Raw genomic sequence first — 17,739 nt, forward strand, 5'->3', positions numbered from 1 at the left:
GCGACGACTACTTTCCGGCGATCTTCTTGGCAGCGGCCTCGACGTCGTCGAGTCCGCCACAGCTGTTGAACGCCTGCTCCGGCAGGTGATCGAACTCGCCCTTGCACACGCGGTCGAACGCCTCGATGGTGTCGGCGAGCGACACCACGGAACCGACCTGACCGGTGAACTTCTCGGCGACCAGGAAGTTCTGGCCGAGGAACTTCTGGATACGACGTGCACGCTGCACGGTAACCTTGTCCTCTTCGGAGAGCTCGTCCATACCGAGGATCGCGATGATGTCCTGCAGCTCCTTGTACTTCTGCAGGATGCGCTTGACCTCGTTGGCGACGCGGAAGTGCTCGTCGCCGACGATCGAGGCCTCGAGGATGCGCGAGGTGGAGGTCAGCGGGTCCACGGCCGGGTAGATGCCCAGCTGCGAGATCGGACGCGAGAGCTCGGTCGTTGCATCCAGGTGCGCGAACGTCGTCGCGGGCGCCGGGTCGGTGTAGTCGTCGGCGGGCACGTAGATCGCCTGCAGCGAGGTGATCGAACGGCCCTTCGTCGACGTGATGCGCTCCTGCAGCTCGCCCATCTCGTCGGCCAGCGTCGGCTGGTAACCGACGGCGGACGGCATGCGGCCGAGCAGCGTCGAGACCTCGGAGCCGGCCTGCGTGAAGCGGAAGATGTTGTCGATGAAGAGCAGCACGTCCTGGTGCTGCACGTCGCGGAAGTACTCGGCCATGGTGAGGGCCGAGAGAGCGACGCGCATACGCGTCCCCGGCGGCTCGTCCATCTGGCCGAACACCAGGGCGGTGTCCTGCAGAACGCCCATCTCCTCCATCTCGAGGTGGAGGTCGGTGCCTTCACGCGTACGCTCACCGACGCCTGCGAACACCGAGGTGCCGGAGAACTCGCGAGCGATACGGGTGATCATCTCCTGGATCAGAACGGTCTTGCCGACACCGGCACCACCGAACAGACCGATCTTGCCGCCCTTGACGTACGGGGTCAGCAGGTCGATGACCTTGATGCCGGTCTCGAGGATTTCCGTCTTGCCCTCGAGCTGGTCGAAGGCAGGCGGCTTGCGGTGGATGCCCCACTGCTCGCCGTCACGGCCGGTGCCCGGCGCGTCCAGGCAGTCGCCCAACGCGTTGAAGACGTGGCCCTTGACCACGTCGCCGACGGGCACCGAGATCGGGCTGCCCGTGTCGACGACCTCCGCACCGCGGACCAGGCCGTCGGTCGGCTGCATCGAGACGGTACGCACCACGTTGTCGCCGAGGTGCTGTGCGACCTCGAGCGTCAACGTCTTGGCGACCGCCGCGAGGGTGACCTCCGCGTGGAGAGCGTTGTAGAGCTTGGGAATTGCGCCGCGGGGGAACTCAACGTCGACGACGGGGCCGATCACCCGGGCGACACGACCCGCGGTCGCCGAGGCGGCGCCCGTGGACGAGTCGGTGACTGCTGCAGTCATTGGTTACTTCACTTTCCTCGGTTGTCTTGTCGCGATCAGTTCGCCAGCGCCTCGACGCCGCCGACGATTTCGCTGATTTCCTGGGTGATCTGAGCCTGACGTGCGGCGTTAGCCTGTCGAGACAACGTCTTCTCGAGTTCGTTCGCGTTGTCAGTCGCCGCCTTCATAGCGGTTCGACGAGCTGCGCTCTCCGATGCCGCCGCATCGAGCAGAGCGGCGAAGATACGCGACGCGACGTACTTGGGAAGCAGTGCGTCGAGCAGTTCGTCGGCTTCCGGCTCGAACTCGACCTCGGGCCCGACCGTGTCGGCGCCGTCGGTGAGCATGTCCTCGCCCATGTCGAGGTGTTCCATCTCGAACTCGACGTCGATCGGTGCCATGCGGCGGACGACCGGCTTCTGGGTCAGCATCGACACGAAGCGCGTGTACACGATGTGCAACTCGTCGAAGCCCTCGACCTGTCCGTTACCGTCGCCGGGCAGCTGGCAGTGCTCGCCCGAACCGGCCAGGAACGCATCCACCAGGTGGCGGACGGCCTCAGCGCTGTCGACGAACGCAGGCTGCTGCGAGAAGCCCGACCAGCTCGCCACGATCGGCCGCTCGCGGAACGTGTAGTACCCGACGCCCTTACGGCCCATCACGTACACGACCGGCTCCTTGCCCTCGCTGCGCAGCAGCGAGAGGAGCTCTTCGGTCTCTTTGAGAACGTTCGAGTTGTAACCACCGCACTGACCGCTGTCACTCGTGACGACGAGGACGGCGGCGCGCTTCGGGTTCTCGCGCTCGGTCAGCAACGGACTGTCGAGCGACGAGCTGGCGTTGGCCAGGGTGGTGACGACGCGCGTGATCTCCTCGGAGTAGGGACGGGCGGCTGCCACCCGTGCCTGCGCCTTGGTGATCCGCGACGTCGCGATCAGTTCCTGCGCCTTGGTGATCTTCTTGGTCGACTGGATCGATCGGATCCGCGAGCGCAGCTCCCGAATTGTGGCCATGGCTACTTCGTCTTCTTCGTCACTCGGATCGTCTCGGACTCGACGTCTTCGGCGGCCAGCGGATCAGCCGCGACCTCGACGACTCGCGAGCCGTCTGCGGCGATGAAACCTGCCTTGAAGTTGTTCGTCGCGGTCGCGAGAGCGTCCTTGTCTTCCGCCGACAGCTTCTTGCCGCCTGCGATGTTGCTGTACACGCCCGAAGCCGTGTGGTGCAGATCGCCAAGCAGCTCCGACTCGAAGCGACGGATATCGGCCACCGGGACCGAGTCCATGAAGCCTTCGCCACAGAGGTAGAGCGACACGATCTGGTCTTCGACGGCGACCGGGCTGTACTGGTCCTGCTTGAGCAGCTCCACCCAGCGAGCGCCACGCTCCAGCTGCGCCTTCGACGCGGCGTCCAGGTCGGAGGCGAAGGCCGAGAAGGCCTCGAGCTCACGGAACTGGGCCAGCTCCAGACGCAGCGAACCGGAGACGTCCTTCAGCCCCTTCGTCTGGGCGGCGCCACCGACACGGGAGACGGAGATACCGACGTTGATGGCGGGACGGACACCCTTATTGAAGAGGTCCGACTCCAGGAACACCTGGCCGTCGGTGATCGAGATGACGTTGGTCGGGATGAACGCCGAGACGTCGTTTGCCTTGGTCTCGATGATCGGCAGACCGGTCATCGAACCGGCACCGAGCTCGTCGGACAGCTTGGCGCAACGCTCCAGCAGGCGCGAGTGCAAGTAGAAGACGTCACCCGGGTAGGCCTCACGCCCCGGCGGGCGACGCAGCAGCAGCGAGATCGCACGGTAGGCCTCGGCCTGCTTCGACAGGTCGTCGAACACGATCAGGACGTGCTTGCCCTGGTACATCCAGTGCTGGCCGAGAGCCGAGCCGGTGTACGGCGCCAGCCACTTGAAGCCTGCCGAGTCGGATGCGGGCGCCGCGACGATCGTCGTGAACTCCATCGCGCCGGCCTCTTCGAGCGCGGTCTTGACGCCTGCGATGGTCGAACCCTTCTGGCCGACGGCGACGTAGATGCAGCGGACCTGCTTCTCCGGGTCGCCCGTCGCCCAGTTGTCCTTCTGGTTCAGGATGGCGTCGATGCAGACCGCGGTCTTGCCGGTCTTGCGGTCGCCGATGATCAGCTGACGCTGTCCCCGACCGATGGCCGTCATCGCGTCGATGGCCTTGATGCCGGTGGCGAGGGACTCCTCGACGGGCTGACGTTCGAGGACGGAGGCTGCCTGGAGCTCGAGGACGCGGTCGCCCTCGGATTCGATGGCGCCGAGTCCGTCGATCGGTGCGCCGAGCGGATCGATGACGCGACCGAGGAACTTGTCGCCGACCGGAACCGACAGCACGTTGCCGGTGCGCTTGACTTCCTGGCCTTCTTCGATGTTCTCCGAGTCGCCGAGGATGACGGCGCCGACCTCGTCCAGGTCGAGGTTCAGTGCCACGCCGCGGATGCCGCCCTCGAACTCGAGGAGCTCGTTGGCCATCGCGCCGGGCAGACCGGACACGTGGGCGATGCCGTCACCGGTGTCGGCAACGGTGCCGACCTCTTCGCGGGTGGCCTGGCCGTCCACTTCCTGGGTGTAACTTGCGATCGCGCTCCGAATTTCATCGGAGGAGATGGTCAACTCCGCCATGTTCCTGCTCTTCCTGGCTATCTAAAAAGTGGTCTGTGGGAATCGGGTGTTACTTGGTCACCGCAAGCCGCGGCGCAGCGTTGCGATCTTGCCGGACAGGCTGCCGTCGATACGCTCGTCGCCCACGCGGACGACGACCCCACCGAGGAGTGCCGGATCGATGTCGATGTGCAGGGTGACCGGCGCGCCGTAGATGTCAGCCAACTTCGCCGACAGCGCGGTGCGCTGGTCAGCGGAGAGCTCACCTGCGCTGGTCACGTACGCGACCTTACGTCCGTTGCTGGCGGCGGCAAGCTGCGAGAGCTCGTCGAGCGAGTCACCGGGTGCCTGGTCGGTACGGCTGACCGCGAACTGGGCGAGCTTGCTCGTGACGTCCGTGACCTTGCCGTCGATCAGCTTGCGCAGCAGACCGAAGTGATCGGCGGCGCTGCGCGTGCGGTCGGAGAGCGCCTGTTCGAGCGCTCCGTCTCCCTTGACGATGTGGGCGAGGCGGAAAAGTTCCTCCTCGACCGTGTCGATGCGGCCCGACTCCTTCGCCGCGAACAGCAATGCCTCGCACCCGAGGGACTGCAGACCGTTCACGAGGTCGGCTTCGCTCGACCATTCGCGCGCCGCCGCCGAGGCGACCGCGCTCCGAGTGGTATCCGAGACCTTGCCCGAGAGCACCGACTCGGCGACCTTCGCACGCGAGTCCGCAGCGGTGGCCGTGTCGGCCAGCGCGATGCGCAGCGAGCGATTGTCATTCACGGTGGCTGCCACCGAGAGCAGTTCATCGCCGACGGTCACCGCATCGGTGCCCGGCGCGGACGAACCGCGCAGGGCGGTCTCCAGCTCGATGCGAGCCCCCTCGAGGGCTTCACGGCTAGACGCTGCGTACATCTTTGTGCATTCCTTCTTCCGGCGGAGTCGTCAGTGCGTGGGTGCGAGGGGCAGGTCCTGCCCGCTCGCCCTCCACACCATCGTTCCAGCTGCCCTGGGATTACTTGGCGGTCTCGGCGTCGAGTTCAGCGAGGAACCGGTCGACGGTCCCGGCCTGCTTGACGTCGTCCGACAGCGACACACCGACCAGCTTCTCGGCCAGGTCGACCGACATCTTGCCGAGGTCGCCGCGCAGCTCGGAGACGACCTGCTGACGCTGGGCGTCGAGCTGGGTGTTTCCGTTGGCGATGATCCGGTCGCTCTCGGCCGTTGCCTGAGCCTTCATGTCCGCGATGATCTGGGTGCCCTGAGTGCGAGCCTCCTCGCGGATGCCTGCAGCCTCTTCACGAGCACCGGCGAGCTGCTCGCGGTAAGCCTTGAGCGATGCAGCGGCTTCGGCCTGTGCGGCCTCGGCACGCTCGATGCCACCCTCGATGGTCTCGCGACGCTCAGCGAGGACCTGCTTGTACTTCGGAATGACGTACTTCCAGAAGACGAACAGAACGACGGCGAAGGCGACCAGCGACCAGGTGATGTCGTACCACTGCGGCAGCAGCGGAATCGGCGGTTGATGGTCGCCGCCTTCCGCCGGCGAGGCCTCAGCCAGAATCAGTTCGTTGATCATTGGTGTCGTCTCGCGATCAGAAGATGAAGCCGGCGACGATACCGATCAGCGCCAGAGCCTCGGAGAGGGCGATACCCAGGAACATGGTGGTACGGATCTGGCCGGCCAGCTCGGGCTGACGGGCGATGCCCTCGATGGCCTTACCGGCCACGATGCCGACGCCGATACCGGGGCCGATGGCGGCGAGACCGTAACCGATCGCGCCGAAGCCCTTACCAGTGATCTCCGAGTCTGCGGCGAGAGTCTGGGCGATGATGCTCATCTTGCGATTCCCTTTCTTGGTGGCTCCCCGCCCGGTCGGGCGAGTGAGTCAGTTCGTTGTCGGTTCCGGCTTACTGTTTCCGGGCCCGAAGTCGTATTCAGTTGGTCCCAGCGACTGCGCGTCAGTGCGAGTCGGCGTGGATCGACTGGTCGATGTAGACGGCGGTCAGCAGCGCGAAGATGTACGCCTGCAGGCCGATGACCAGGAGTTCGAAGAAGGTGAAGCCGATACCGGCGATGATGCCGCCGACACCCGCGAGGGTCCAGATCCCGCTCTTCTCGACGACGAAGAACTGCGTCGCAGAGAAGAACAGCACCAGCATGATGTGGCCGGACAGCATGTTGGCCATGAGACGCACTGTCAGCGTGAACGGCCGAAGGATGAACGTCGAGACGAACTCAATCGGGACCAGCAGGAAGTGCACCGGCAGCGGCACGCCCGGAAGAACGATGGACGACTTGATGAAGCCGAAGAAGCCGTACTTGGCGATGCCCACCCAGCAGTAGGTGATGTACGCGACCGCGGCCATCACCAGCGGCATGCCGATGCGCGCGTTACTGGAGATGTTGAGGAAGGGGATGATCGACGTCAGGTTCAAGAAGATCGTCGCGAAGAACATCGACGCGATGATCACCAGGAATCGGCGACCGTTCTCTTTGCCGAGGATCTCCTCGGCGATGTTGATGCGGACCCAGTCGAGCATGCTCTCGGCGACGTTCTGTACGCCGGTCGGAACGATCTTCGGGCTGCGCATGGCGAAGAAGAAGCCCGCGGAGACCAGGACAGCTACGACGACTCGGATCAGCATGATGCGATCCATGCCCCACCACTCCGGGTTGGGCTGTTCTCCACCGAACAGCATCACGGGATAGAAGTCCCACAATGTCGGCGCGTGGAATTCGGCTGCGAGGGTGGCGCTCAGCGTTCTCTCCCGTTCTCGGGCCCACTGATCTCACGATCTGCGGGGTCCTACTGTCATTTGGCATCCGGTGACATCACCCATGGGCGCAGGTCACCCGAATCAGCCTGCGTGCAGCAGAGTAGCAAGATTCTGGTCCTACCAGCGAATCAGGGTTGCAGCGATCCGTCCGGCCGCAGAGCTACTATCGTCCGTAGTAGCTGGTCAGGGCAGCCTGGGTGATCATCGTCACAGATACTAGTCGGTTGTCTTCTCGGGATCGACGTAGACCTGACGCGTCTTCATGACGCCGAGCAGCTCGCCGCCCAGCACGAGGACGATCGCACCCAGCAGCATCGTGACCAACGCGGCTTTGTTGTAGAAGTCCATGTCTTTGATCAAAGCGGTCACCGCGATGAGGGCGACGACCTTCACGAGGTACGAACCCATCAGTGCGCCCATCACGACCGACGGCGACGCTTTCGAGGTGAACAGGATGGCGACGACGGTGATCAGGACGAACCCGCCGCCCATCCCCGCCCCGACCAGGACACCCCACAGTCCGGGAAGGCCTTTGTACGGCCACCAGACGAGCAGTCCGACGACCAGGAGGACGCCGAGACCGCGGACCCCGTACTTCAGTCCGTTCCACAGCGGCGCGGCGGGATCCTCCCACTCGGCTTTGCGTTCGGACGCGTCCGCTTCGTCGGGGACGGCGGCGTTCTCATCGTTCGTAGACACGCGATAAGGCTATCGAGGAGAGTGCGTTCAGAGCGAACTCGACCGAACCGCCTACCGGGAGATGTACCACCGGCGCAGTCGCGGGGCGAACGTGGCGACGAGGGCGAGCACGACGCCCACGGCGAAGATCGGCAGCACCACCGCAGGCGATACGAGCGTCGACGCTGCGACAGCGAACGCGAGGAGCCCGACCCAGAGGTAGATGACGAGTGCGACTCGTCGTTGCGTGTGACCGATCTCCAGCAACCGATGGTGCAGGTGCATCTTGTCCGGTGTGTAGAAACCGACACCCGCGCGGGTGCGGCGGACGACAGCCATGATCATGTCGAGCATCGGAATGAACATCACGGCGGCCACCAGGATCAACGGCGACAACAACGTGAAGATGTCCGCGGGCCCGTACGCGCTGCGGGCGACGCGGCCCGACGCGCTCGTCGACGCGGCGGCCAGCATCAGGCCGATGAGCATGGCGCCGGAGTCGCCCATGAAGATGCGGGCGGGCGAGAAGTTGTGGGGCAGGAACCCCAGGCACGCCCCGGCGAGCGCTGCGGTGATCAGCGCGGGCGGATAGTAGCTGACGTCGCCGCCCTGATCCGCGAGCAGGCCGAGCGAGAACAGGCAGATGGCTGCGGCCGCGATGAGTCCGAGGCCCGCGGCGAGGCCGTCGAGGCCGTCGACGAAGTTCATCGCGTTGATCGTGGTCACGGTGATCGCGACGGTCAGCAGCCCGGCCTGCAGCGGGTCGAGTACGACGGTCCCGATGTCGCCGATCGGTACGTACAGCAGATACCAGGAGACGCCCATGATGACGAGAACGCCTGCGGCCGTCAGTTGGCCGACGAACTTGGTGAGGGCGTCGAGCCCCCACCGGTCGTCGATGATGCCGACCAGGACGATCACGAGTCCAGCGGTCAACACGGCGAGCATGTCGTGCGTGTACGCGAACCCCCTGTTCAATGCGGGCAGCTGCGCGGCCAGGCCGATCGCGCAGACGACCCCGATGAACATTCCGACACCGCCGAGCCGTGGCGTCGGGATCACGTGGACGTCGCGTTCGCGGGGAATGGCAACCGCGCCGGCCTTGACCGCGAATACGCGGACGAGCGAGGTGATGAAGTAGGTGACCCCGGCAGCGGTCAGTCCGACGAGAGCGAGTTCGCGCAGTGGAACACCCGCTCCCCCATTGCTGACGTCGAGAGCGAGTGGGATCACTCGGCTTCTCCCAGGTGCGCGACCGACGCGGCGACAGCGGCGTGCCGTCGTTCGTCGGCGGTCGACATCGCGTCCATCATGAGGTCGACGATCCGCGGCGCATCCGACGGCCTGATTCCGCCGGTCGTCACGGCGGCCGTGCCGAAACGGATCGCGGAGCCCTCGGACACCGGTGCGGGGTCGAACGGAGTGATCGCCTTGTCGACGACGATTCCGGCCGCCGCGAGTCGGCGAGTGGCTTCGCGTCCGCTCACACCGAGCGAGCTGACGTCGACGACCCCGACATGAGTGTCAGTGCCGCCGCCGACCGGGTGCAGTCCGCGGTCGGCGAAGCCGGCCGCCAAGGCTGCCGCGGTGTCGGCGACCGTGCGTGTGTACCGCCGGTAGTCGTCGGTCGACGATTCGGCGAACGCGACAGCCTTGCCTGCGATCGAGTTCATGGCCGGGGCGCCCTGCAGGAACGGGTACACCGCGCGCGACAGGGCTTCGGCGTGTTCGGCGCGCGCCAACAGGAGCCCGCCCCGGGGACCGCGCATCACCTTGTTCGTGGCGACGGACACCACGTCGGCATACGGGACCGGTGATTCGAGGACGCCACCCGCGGCCAGACCGACCAGGTGGGCGCCGTCGACCCACAGGATGCATCCGGCCTCGTCGGCGATCGTCCGCATGGTGGCGAAGTCCCACGCCCGCGTGTAGGCGGTGCCGCCCGCGACCAGGATCCGCGGCCGATGGATGAGGGCGAGGTCGCGGACCTGGTCGTAATCGACCTGTTCGGTGTCCTCGCGCACCTCGTAGTTGAGGATGTTGAACCAGCGGCCCGACCAGTTGGCGCGCGATCCGTGCGATTGGTGGCCGCCGTGGCGCAGACTCAACGAGAGCACCTGGTCACCGGGTTGCGCGAACGCGACGTACACAGCGAAGTTGGCGAGCGGCCACGACAACGGCTGCACGTTCACGTAGTCGGCGCCGAACAGAGCGTGCGCGCGCTCCACCGCGAGTCGCTCCACATTGTCGACCACTTCGACTCCGCCGTGGTAGCGGTGACCCGGATACCCCTCGGCGTATTTGTCGGCCAGCGTCGAACCGACGGCGGCGCGGACCGCGGGCGACGCGATTGTCTCCGCGGCCAACAGTTGCAGACTTTGCTCGCGGCGTCGTTCCTCCCGCTCGATCAGCGCGCTGATCTGCGGGTCGACCGCGGCGAGCGGGCCGGTCACCGCGCCACCAGATCCGCCGGATCCATGTCGAGGACCTCACCGATCTCGGCGGCGGAGATCGCGCCTTCACGCAGGATACGTGGTACGTCGCCCGACAGGTCGACGATGGTCGACGGTACGGCCTTCGCCGCCGGACCGCCGTCGAGGTAGACCGACACACTGTCGCCGAGCTGTTCCTGAGCCTCGGCGACGGTCGTCGCAGGCGGGCGACCGGAGATGTTCGCGCTCGACAGCGCCATCGGCCCGACTTCACGGAGCACTTCGATGGCCACCGGGTGCAGTGGCATGCGCAGCATCACGGTGCCTTCCACATCACCGAGGTCCCACGCCAACGACGGAGCCTGCTCGACGACGATACTCAGCCCGCCCGGCCAGAACGCCTGGGTCAATTCGCGCGCCTGGACCGAGACCGACCGGACGAGACCGTCGATCGTGCTCCAGGAGCCGACGACGACGGGCACCGGCATGTCGCGGCCGCGGCCCTTCGCCTCCAACAGGGAGGCGACCGCCTCACTGTCGAAGGCGTCGCAGCCGATGCCGTACACGGTGTCCGTGGGGAGTACCACGAGCCGCCCGCCTCGAGCCGCACCGACGGCGGCGTTGCGGCCTGCCGAACGGCTGGCGGGATCACTGCAATCGAAGACGACGCTCACTGTTCCATCCTTGCACGGTCGAGGTCTGCTCCGGCTCCGGCGTCGCCGCCGGATCGGACTGCGGTCACGAATCTGGGGCGCCCGGCGAGATCGGCGTGCGCGACGATGTCCCGGAACCGCCCGTCGATGGTCAGCGCGTCGACGACCGCGGACGCGGTCTCGTCGTCGTGCTCGACTGCGAAGAGGCCGCCGGGCGTCAACGCGTCGGCGACAATCGGGGTCATCGCGTCGATGACGTCCATCCCGGTGGCACCGGAGAACACCGCTTCGGCCGGGTCGTGACGCACCTCGGCCGACACCGGCGACGCGACGGGCACGTACGGAGGGTTCGAGACGATCACATCGCATGTGCCGAGCACCTCGGCCATCGCTGTGGGATCGGTGACGTCGCCGGGCGCCACGAGGACGTCACTGCCTGCGGCGTTACGCCGTAAGTACGCCAACGCCGCGGCCGACTTCTCGACGGCGATCACCTCGGCGTTCGGGAGACGTCCGACGAGAGCCAGAGCGAGCGCCCCGCTCCCCGAGCACAGATCGGCCACCCGAAGAGTCGCTCCTCCACGCCGGCCGAGCTCTCCCCCACGCTGGCCGAGCCGGGTCGAGACCCACTCCACGATCAACTCGGTCTCCGGCCGCGGCACGAAGACGCCGGGTCCGACGGCGAGTTCTCGCCCGTCGAACCATGCGCGGCCAGTGATGTGCTGCAACGGTTCTCGCGCTGCCCGCCGCGCCAGCGCTGCTTCGAAGCGCACGATGTCGTCGTCGCTCACCTCATCGACGAGGAGTAGTCGCCCCGGCTCGACGTCGAGCACGTAGGCCAGGAGTGCCGCCGCGTCATGGCTCGCCGAGAAGACTCCGGCGTCGTGCAGAGTCCGTGCGCCGTCTCGCCGCAGCGTGTCGGCAGTGGTCACTGTTGTAGTCGTGCCTGCTTGTCGGCGTCGACGAGTGCGCCGACGAGGGCGTCCATCTCACCGTTGAGGACAGCATCTAGGTTGTTGGCCTTGTAGCCGATGCGATGGTCGGTGATCCGGTTCTCCGGCCAGTTGTACGTGCGGATCCGCTCGGACCGGTCGACCGTGCGAATCTGCGCGGCCCGTCCTGCGGCGGCTTCGGCTGCGGCCTCCTCTTCGGCAGCGGCTTGCAGCCGAGCCGCGAGGACCTGCATGGCCCTAGCCTTGTTCTGCAGTTGGGATCGCTCGTTCTGGCAGGTCACGACGATACCGGTCGGGAGGTGAGTCAGTCGGACGGCGGAGTCGGTCGTGTTCACGCCCTGCCCGCCCTTGCCGGAGCTTCGGTAGACGTCGACACGAAGATCGGACTCGTCGATGTGAATCTGCTCCACCTCGTCCGGCTCCGGATACACCAGGACCCCGGCCGCCGAGGTGTGGATGCGGCCTTGCGACTCGGTGACCGGCACACGCTGCACGCGGTGGACGCCGCCTTCGAACTTGAGCTTGGACCACACGCCGTCACGCACCGAGTCGCGCGCCTTGATGGCGAGCGTGGCCTCCTTGTAACCCCCGAGATCGGATTCGGTGACACCGAGGACAGTCGTCTTCCAGCCTTGCCGCTCGCAGTACTTGAGGTACATCCGGACCAGGTCGGAGGCGAAGAGCGCCGACTCCTCGCCACCCGCACCCGACTTCACCTCCAGCACCACGTCGTCGGAGTCGTGCGGATCCCGCGGGGCCAGCAGATCGGTGAGGAGCGCGTCGAGCTCGGCCTCGCTCGCTTCCAGCGCCGGGATCTCCTCGGCGAACTCCGGTTCGACTTCGGCGAGTTCCCGGGCCGCGGCCAGGTCGTCGCGGACCGCGGCGAGCTTGGTGTGGGCGGCCATCACGGGTGCCAGCTCAGCGAACCGCTTACCGACGCGGCGGGCCTCGGCCGGATCGTCGTGCAACGCGGGATCGGACAACTGCTGCTCGAGTCCTGCGTGCTCGGCGAGGATGTCGTCGATCGCGGACGGTCCGTGCGTGCTCACCTGTAGGTCACTCCCCATCTTGATTCTGGCGCCTGGCTGCGGGAACTCTGCTGCGGGAACTCTGCTGCGGCGAATTCTGCTGCGGCGAATTCTGCTGCGGGAAAACGAACGACGCCCGACCTGAGATCGCGGACGATCTCGAGCCGGGCGTCGTAGGCGAGCTACTTGGCGCGCTTGCCGTAACGCTTCTCGAAGCGAGCCACACGACCACCGGTGTCGAGGATCTTCTGCTTGCCGGTGTAGAACGGGTGGCACTGCGAGCAGACTTCCACGGAGACGTGGCCGCCCTTGGCGGTGCTGCGCGTGGTGAACTCGTTGCCGCAACCGCAGTTGACGACGGTCACCTCGTAATCGGGGTGGATACCCTGCTTCATTCTCGTCCCTTTCGAATGTGGTCGCCGGGTCACCGGGCGAAATGCTTCGGTGTGAACCGGAACCGGACTGACCGATCGATTATTCCATAGCCGCTCCGCTCGCGGCGAATCCGTGTACTCGACGCCGGGTTTCCCCGCCTGAGTTTGGCGGGCCTAACCTAGAGATCATGACCGAAGCCACCTCCACCAATCAGAAGTCTCGTGCGGCCAAGCGCCCCCGCTGGTCACGCCGCAACCCGTTCCCGGCGACGGTCGTCGAGAACGCGTTGCTGACCGCGCCGGGCAGCACCAAGGAGGTCCGGCACCTCGTCCTCGACATCGAGGGATCGGGGCTGGAGTATCTGCCGGGCGACGCGGTGAACGTGACCCCGGCCAACGAGCCCGCGCTCGTCGCGGCCCTCATCGAGCGGCTCGGGGTGCCCGCTGACACCGTCATCACCGACCGTAAGGGCGAGCGCTCTCTCGCGCAGGCGTTGACGCACGGTTTCGAGATCACGTCGGTGTCACCGTATCTGCTCGACCATCTCGCCAACGCTCGCGGACACGCCGAGGTCGCCGCCCTGCTCGCGGGCGAGCGCGCCGAACTCGAGGCGTGGGCGCGTGGTCGTGACGTCCTCGATCTGTTGAATCTCGACGACGGATGGCACCCGACGCCGGAGGCGTTCCTCGCCGAGTTGAAGCCGCTGACCGCGCGCACCTATTCGATCTCGTCGTCCCCCTCCGTGCACGGAGGAACTCTGCATCTGACTCCGGCCACCGTTCGCCACTACGCGACCGCTGAGTGGGGCGACGGCCGCGACCGACACGGCGCCGCGTCGGCGTTCCTCGCAGACCGCGTGGAGCCCGGCGATACCGTCGGTATCTATGTGACGCCCAACAAGTCGTTCCGTCTCCCGGAACCCGACACCGACATCATCATGATCGGGCCGGGCACCGGTGTCGCACCGTTCCGCGCCTTCGTGCACGAGCGTGCGGGCAGCGACGGGTCGGGCCGCAACTGGCTGTTCCACGGCGCCCGCCACCGTGATCAGGACTTTCTCTACCGCGACGAACTTCTCGGCCTGCACGCCGACGGCAGCCTCGACCGGCTCGACGTCGCGTTCTCGCGCGAACAGGAGACCAAGCAGTACGTGAGCCATCTGATGGGCGGCCACGGCCAAGAGTTGTACACGTGGCTGCGCGACGGCGCCGTCGTCTACGTGTGCGGCGACGCCGACCGCATGGCTGGCGACGTGGAAGACGCGCTTGCCGCCATCATCGCAGAATACGGCGACCACGACGAGGAGTCCGCGCGCGCATTCCTCGAAGGTCTCCGCGCCGAAGGCCGCTACCTCCGCGACGTCTACTAGCAGAAGTGTTGCGCCCAGGGCAGGACTGTTCTCGCCCAGGGCCGGAATGCTCGCGCCCAGGGCAGGACTGTGCGCGCCCAGGGCAGAAGTATCTGCTCAGGTGTGGGGCCTGAGCGTAATCGTGCTGCCCTGGGCGTGGCCTACGTTCCTAGTCCCCGTTCACGACGCCGGGAGCGTTCTTACTCACCTGCATCAGGAACTCGACGTTGCTGCGCGACTTCTTGAGCTGCGAGACGAGCAGGTCGATCGCGGCCTGCGAATCGAGGCCAGACAGCAGGCGACGCAGCTTATGCACGATCGCGAACTCGTCGGGCGACAGCAGGAGCTCGTCTTTGCGCGTGCTCGACAAGTTGACGTCGACGGCCGGGAACACACGACGCTCGGAGATCTTGCGATCGAGTTTGAGCTCGGCATTGCCGGTCCCCTTGAACTCTTCGAAGATCACGGTGTCACCGGTCGAGCCGGTCTCCACCAGGGCCGAAGCGATGATGGTCAGCGAGCCACCGTTCTCGATGTTGCGGGCCGCGCCGAGGAAGCGCTTCGGCGGGTACAGCGCCGTCGAGTCGACACCACCGGACAGGATGCGGCCGGAAGCCGGCGACGCGTTGTTGTACGCGCGGCCCAGGCGGGTGATCGAGTCGAGGAGCACGACCACGTCCTGGCCGCCTTCCACGAGGCGCTTCGCGCGCTCGATGGCGAGTTCGGCGACGCTGGTGTGATCTGACGGCGGACGGTCGAAGGTCGACGCGATGACCTCGCCCTTCACCGACCGCTGCATGTCGGTGACCTCTTCCGGACGCTCGTCGACGAGCACCACCATGAGGTGGCATTCCGGGTTGTTGGTCGAGATCGCGTTCGCGATGTCCTGCAGGATGGTCGTCTTGCCCGCCTTCGGCGGCGAGACGATCAGGGCGCGCTGGCCCTTGCCGATCGGCATGATCAGGTCGATCACGCGCGTCGACAGCCGGTCCGGCGTCGTCTCCAGACGCAGCCGCTGGTTCGGGTAGAGCGGAGTCAGTTTGTTGAAGTCAGGACGGTTCCGCGCGGATTCGACATCGGCACCGTTCACGGTGTCCAAACGAACGAGCGGGTTGAACTTCTGACGCTGGTTGCCCTGGCCCTGGCCCTGGCTCTCGCCCTCGCGCGGCACCTTGACAGCGCCGGTGATGGCGTCGCCGCGACGCAAGCCGTTGCGGCGCACCAGGTTCATCGAGACATAGACGTCGTTCGAGCCCGCGAGGTAGCCCGAAGTGCGGACGAACGCGTAGTTGTCGAGGACGTCGAGAATGCCTGCGACCGGGACGACGGTGTCGCCCTCGTTGACCTGCGGCTCGCCCCCGCCGTCGCCGCCGCGGTCACGTCCACGACGGCGCTCTCGGAATCGACGCCCACGGCGACGACCGTCGCCGTCACCGTCGTCGTCGTTGTTGTTGTTCTGGCTGTTGCGGCCACCCTGGTTGTTGCCACCCTGGTTGTTGCCACCCTGGTTGTTGTTGCCACCCTGGTTCTGATTGCCGCGCTGGTTGCGGTCGCCCTGCGACTTGTCGCCGGCATTCTTCTCGCCCTGCGACTTGTCGCCGGCATTCTTCTCGCCCGACTGCTTGTCGCCGGACTGCTTGTCGCCCTGCTCGCCCTGCTTCGACTCGCCCTGACGCTGGCCGCCCTGGTTGTTCTGTCCGCCCTGGTTGCCGCCGCGATCGCGGTCGCCGCGGTTGCGGTTACGGTTACGGTCGCGGTTGCCGCGCGGCTGGTCGCCCGCGTTGTCGCTCTCCGACTTCCCGCCGCCCTGGGCCTCGTCGTCCCTCGTACCTTGATCAGTGTTCGTGCCCTGATCAGTGCTCGTGCCGCGATCAGCGTTCGGGGCCTGCTCTACCTTCGGAGCACTGTCTGTCGTCGGAGCACTGTCTGTCGTCGGCGCACTGTCTGTCGTCGGCGCAGCGTTGCCCGCCTCGCGCTTCGGGGCCTCGCGCTTCGGGACATCGCGCTTCGGGGCCTCCCGCTTCGGGACACCGAGGTCGGGGGTCGTCGCGGCCACCGGAGCCTCGGTCGGAGCAGCCTTGGCCTTGGAAGCCGGAGCGTTGCTGGGTCCCCCACCCTGTTGGTGAGTCCTGATCACGTCGATCAGATCGCCCTTACGCATGCCCGACGTGCCCTTGATGCCCAACTCACCAGCGAGCGAGCGGAGTTCGGGGAGCAGCATCGCCGACAACCCGGTCCGAGCGCGCTTGGGAGTCTGCAGGTCCGTTTCGGTCACGGAATTCCTTTCGTTCCCCGACACCAGAGGCCGGGGCGTCCGCTCATCAGCGAGCGGGGAGCATGTCATCTCATCACTTCGCCGGTGGCGACCGATGTTGGAAGAAGTCCTTAGCGGCCGGAAGAATAAAGGCACTAGATTGTGACCTTCACGGCGGAGCGACTACAGCGTACCACCGGGTAACCCGACTGGCACGGAACCCTGCTATCGAATCACTTCCACGCCGCCCGCGATCGGCAGCGCCACCATCTGGAATCCGAACTCGGCGGCCAGTCGAGCCTCGTCGTCACCGAGGTCGACGGTGCCGATGACCAGCACCGATGGCCCTGCACCGGAGACGGTCGCTGCGTGTCCGCGCTCCCGCAGAGCCTGCATCAGGCCGTTCGTGGCAGGCATCGCTTCGGCGCGGTACGGCTGGTGTAGACGATCGAGCGTCGCGTCCACCAGACACGTCGGGTCGCTCGTCAACGCGACGACCCCGAGCGCCGAACGGCTGACGTTGAACACGGCGTCCGTGCGCGGGACGGCATCGGGCAGCAGACCGCGCGTATGCGCCGTCGACGACTGCGTCTGCGGGATGAACGACGTCGCACGGATGTCCGCGTGCAGATCGAGTCGACGCGCGAAGTATTCGCTGCCCCCGCGCGTCCACGTGACGACTCCGGCCCCGAGGACCGATGCCGCCGCGTTGTCGGGGTGTCCTTCGAACTCGCTGGAGAGCTGCACCAGTTCGCTCTCGGTGAGCGCGGCACGCCTGCCGTCCGCGGCGACCAACGCTGACGCCGCCGCGAGACCGCCGACCACCGCGGCCGCCGACGATCCGAGACCGCGCGAATGCGGGATGGCGTTGACGCACGCCAACGCGATGCCGGGTGCTGCGACGCCTGCGAACTCGAGACCGCGGACCACCGCGCGCGCGACGAGGTGACGCTCGTCGGTCGGCACCTCACCCGCCGACTCACCGTCGACGGCCACGACGACGCCCGCCGCCGCGACCGTCACCTGGATCTCGTCGTACAGGCCGAGAGCCAGGCCGAGGCAGTCGAAGCCGGGCCCGAGGTTGGCGCTCGACCCCGGCACCCGCACACGCACGGTGGTGCCCTCGGCGAGAACGATCTCGGCGTCCGGGGCTCCGAGCGATGACGCAGTACTCACAGCGTTACTCAT

At 66.5% G+C, this 17,739-nt stretch carries 17 protein-coding genes; 1 reads left to right on the forward strand and 16 read right to left on the reverse strand.

Annotated elements, in window-relative coordinates; translation table 11 throughout:
* Positions 1–7: 7 nt before the first annotated feature.
* The 14 genes from atpD to rpmE form a co-directional block, all read right to left on the reverse strand.
* Positions 8–1,456, reverse strand: a complete 1,449-nt coding sequence (gene atpD / locus L5G33_RS17290) for a F0F1 ATP synthase subunit beta (RefSeq protein WP_236999413.1) — start codon at positions 1,454–1,456, stop codon at positions 8–10.
* Positions 1,457–1,491: 35 nt separating this feature from the next.
* Positions 1,492–2,448 carry a F0F1 ATP synthase subunit gamma gene (locus L5G33_RS17295; protein ID WP_236999414.1) on the reverse strand — a complete coding sequence of 319 codons (957 nt, stop codon included), beginning with the start codon at positions 2,446–2,448 and terminating at the stop codon, positions 1,492–1,494.
* A 2-nt stretch (positions 2,449–2,450) separates the two neighbouring features.
* Positions 2,451–4,085, reverse strand: coding sequence for a F0F1 ATP synthase subunit alpha (atpA, locus tag L5G33_RS17300; protein WP_236999415.1), 1,635 nt, complete (start codon positions 4,083–4,085; stop codon positions 2,451–2,453).
* Between the two features lie 57 nt (positions 4,086–4,142).
* Entirely contained in the window at positions 4,143–4,964 is an 822-nt protein-coding gene (locus tag L5G33_RS17305) for a F0F1 ATP synthase subunit delta (protein ID WP_236999416.1), read from the reverse strand.
* A gap of 100 nt (positions 4,965–5,064) precedes the next feature.
* Positions 5,065–5,628: a F0F1 ATP synthase subunit B gene (locus L5G33_RS17310; protein ID WP_236999417.1), complete on the reverse strand. Its 564-nt coding sequence runs from the start codon at positions 5,626–5,628 to the stop codon at positions 5,065–5,067.
* 16 nt (positions 5,629–5,644) lie between these two features.
* Complete coding sequence (locus L5G33_RS17315; RefSeq protein WP_183370826.1) at positions 5,645–5,890, reverse strand: ATP synthase F0 subunit C; 246 nt, start codon at positions 5,888–5,890, stop codon at positions 5,645–5,647.
* Between the two features lie 121 nt (positions 5,891–6,011).
* A complete protein-coding gene (gene atpB / locus L5G33_RS17320) occupies positions 6,012–6,752 on the reverse strand; it encodes a F0F1 ATP synthase subunit A (RefSeq protein ID WP_236999418.1) in 741 nt (246 codons plus the stop codon).
* A 294-nt stretch (positions 6,753–7,046) separates the two neighbouring features.
* Positions 7,047–7,529, reverse strand: a complete 483-nt coding sequence (locus L5G33_RS17325; protein WP_236999419.1) for a Cg1360 family ATP-synthase-associated protein — start codon at positions 7,527–7,529, stop codon at positions 7,047–7,049.
* Positions 7,530–7,580: 51 nt separating this feature from the next.
* Positions 7,581–8,741 (reverse strand): MraY family glycosyltransferase, encoded by a 1,161-nt coding sequence (locus L5G33_RS17330; RefSeq protein WP_236999420.1) that lies wholly within the window; start codon positions 8,739–8,741, stop codon positions 7,581–7,583.
* Complete coding sequence (gene glyA / locus L5G33_RS17335; protein ID WP_236999421.1) at positions 8,738–9,961, reverse strand: serine hydroxymethyltransferase; 1,224 nt, start codon at positions 9,959–9,961, stop codon at positions 8,738–8,740. Before glyA ends, L5G33_RS17330 begins: the two co-directional genes overlap by 4 nt.
* On the reverse strand, positions 9,958–10,614 hold the full coding sequence (locus L5G33_RS17340; RefSeq protein ID WP_236999422.1) for an L-threonylcarbamoyladenylate synthase: 657 nt from the start codon (positions 10,612–10,614) through the stop codon (positions 9,958–9,960). Before L5G33_RS17340 ends, glyA begins: the two co-directional genes overlap by 4 nt.
* Positions 10,611–11,525, reverse strand: a complete 915-nt coding sequence (prmC, locus tag L5G33_RS17345; protein WP_236999423.1) for a peptide chain release factor N(5)-glutamine methyltransferase — start codon at positions 11,523–11,525, stop codon at positions 10,611–10,613. Before prmC ends, L5G33_RS17340 begins: the two co-directional genes overlap by 4 nt.
* Positions 11,522–12,595: a peptide chain release factor 1 gene (gene prfA / locus L5G33_RS17350; protein ID WP_236999424.1), complete on the reverse strand. Its 1,074-nt coding sequence runs from the start codon at positions 12,593–12,595 to the stop codon at positions 11,522–11,524. The genes prmC and prfA overlap by 4 nt, the downstream gene beginning before the upstream one ends.
* Before the next feature lie 161 nt (positions 12,596–12,756).
* Positions 12,757–12,969: a 50S ribosomal protein L31 gene (gene rpmE, locus L5G33_RS17355; RefSeq protein ID WP_236999425.1), complete on the reverse strand. Its 213-nt coding sequence runs from the start codon at positions 12,967–12,969 to the stop codon at positions 12,757–12,759.
* Between the two features lie 167 nt (positions 12,970–13,136).
* Between rpmE and L5G33_RS17360 the strand changes: the two genes are divergently transcribed.
* Positions 13,137–14,318 carry a diflavin oxidoreductase gene (locus tag L5G33_RS17360; protein WP_236999426.1) on the forward strand — a complete coding sequence of 394 codons (1,182 nt, stop codon included), beginning with the start codon at positions 13,137–13,139 and terminating at the stop codon, positions 14,316–14,318.
* A 148-nt stretch (positions 14,319–14,466) separates the two neighbouring features.
* Here L5G33_RS17360 and rho read toward each other — a convergent pair whose 3' ends face one another.
* A complete protein-coding gene (gene rho, locus L5G33_RS17365; RefSeq protein WP_236999616.1) occupies positions 14,467–16,518 on the reverse strand; it encodes a transcription termination factor Rho in 2,052 nt (683 codons plus the stop codon).
* 258 nt (positions 16,519–16,776) lie between these two features.
* Positions 16,777–17,739, reverse strand: a complete 963-nt coding sequence (gene thrB, locus L5G33_RS17370) for a homoserine kinase (RefSeq protein WP_236999427.1) — start codon at positions 17,737–17,739, stop codon at positions 16,777–16,779.

This window comes from Gordonia liuliyuniae, from assembly GCF_021738805.1.
GTDB lineage: Bacteria > Actinomycetota > Actinomycetes > Mycobacteriales > Mycobacteriaceae > Gordonia > Gordonia liuliyuniae.

Bases quoted from the DNA above. Each gene is read 5' to 3' on its own strand.
- L5G33_RS17295 (WP_236999414.1), bottom strand. From the start codon at position 2,448: ATGGCCACAATTCGGGAGCTGCGCTCGCGGATCCGATCGATCCAGTCG.
- rho (WP_236999616.1), bottom strand. From the start codon at position 16,518: ATGCTGCTCCCCGAACTCCGCTCGCTCGCTGGTGAGTTGGGCATCAAG.
- thrB (WP_236999427.1), bottom strand. From the start codon at position 17,739: ATGAGTAACGCTGTGAGTACTGCGTCATCGCTCGGAGCCCCGGACGCC.
- atpB (WP_236999418.1), bottom strand. From the start codon at position 6,752: ATGCTGTTCGGTGGAGAACAGCCCAACCCGGAGTGGTGGGGCATGGAT.
- L5G33_RS17315 (WP_183370826.1), bottom strand. From the start codon at position 5,890: ATGAGCATCATCGCCCAGACTCTCGCCGCAGACTCGGAGATCACTGGT.
- L5G33_RS17305 (WP_236999416.1), bottom strand. From the start codon at position 4,964: ATGTACGCAGCGTCTAGCCGTGAAGCCCTCGAGGGGGCTCGCATCGAG.
- atpA (WP_236999415.1), bottom strand. From the start codon at position 4,085: ATGGCGGAGTTGACCATCTCCTCCGATGAAATTCGGAGCGCGATCGCA.
- L5G33_RS17310 (WP_236999417.1), bottom strand. From the start codon at position 5,628: ATGATCAACGAACTGATTCTGGCTGAGGCCTCGCCGGCGGAAGGCGGC.
- atpD (WP_236999413.1), bottom strand. From the start codon at position 1,456: ATGACTGCAGCAGTCACCGACTCGTCCACGGGCGCCGCCTCGGCGACC.
- L5G33_RS17360 (WP_236999426.1), top strand. From the start codon at position 13,137: ATGACCGAAGCCACCTCCACCAATCAGAAGTCTCGTGCGGCCAAGCGC.
- rpmE (WP_236999425.1), bottom strand. From the start codon at position 12,969: ATGAAGCAGGGTATCCACCCCGATTACGAGGTGACCGTCGTCAACTGC.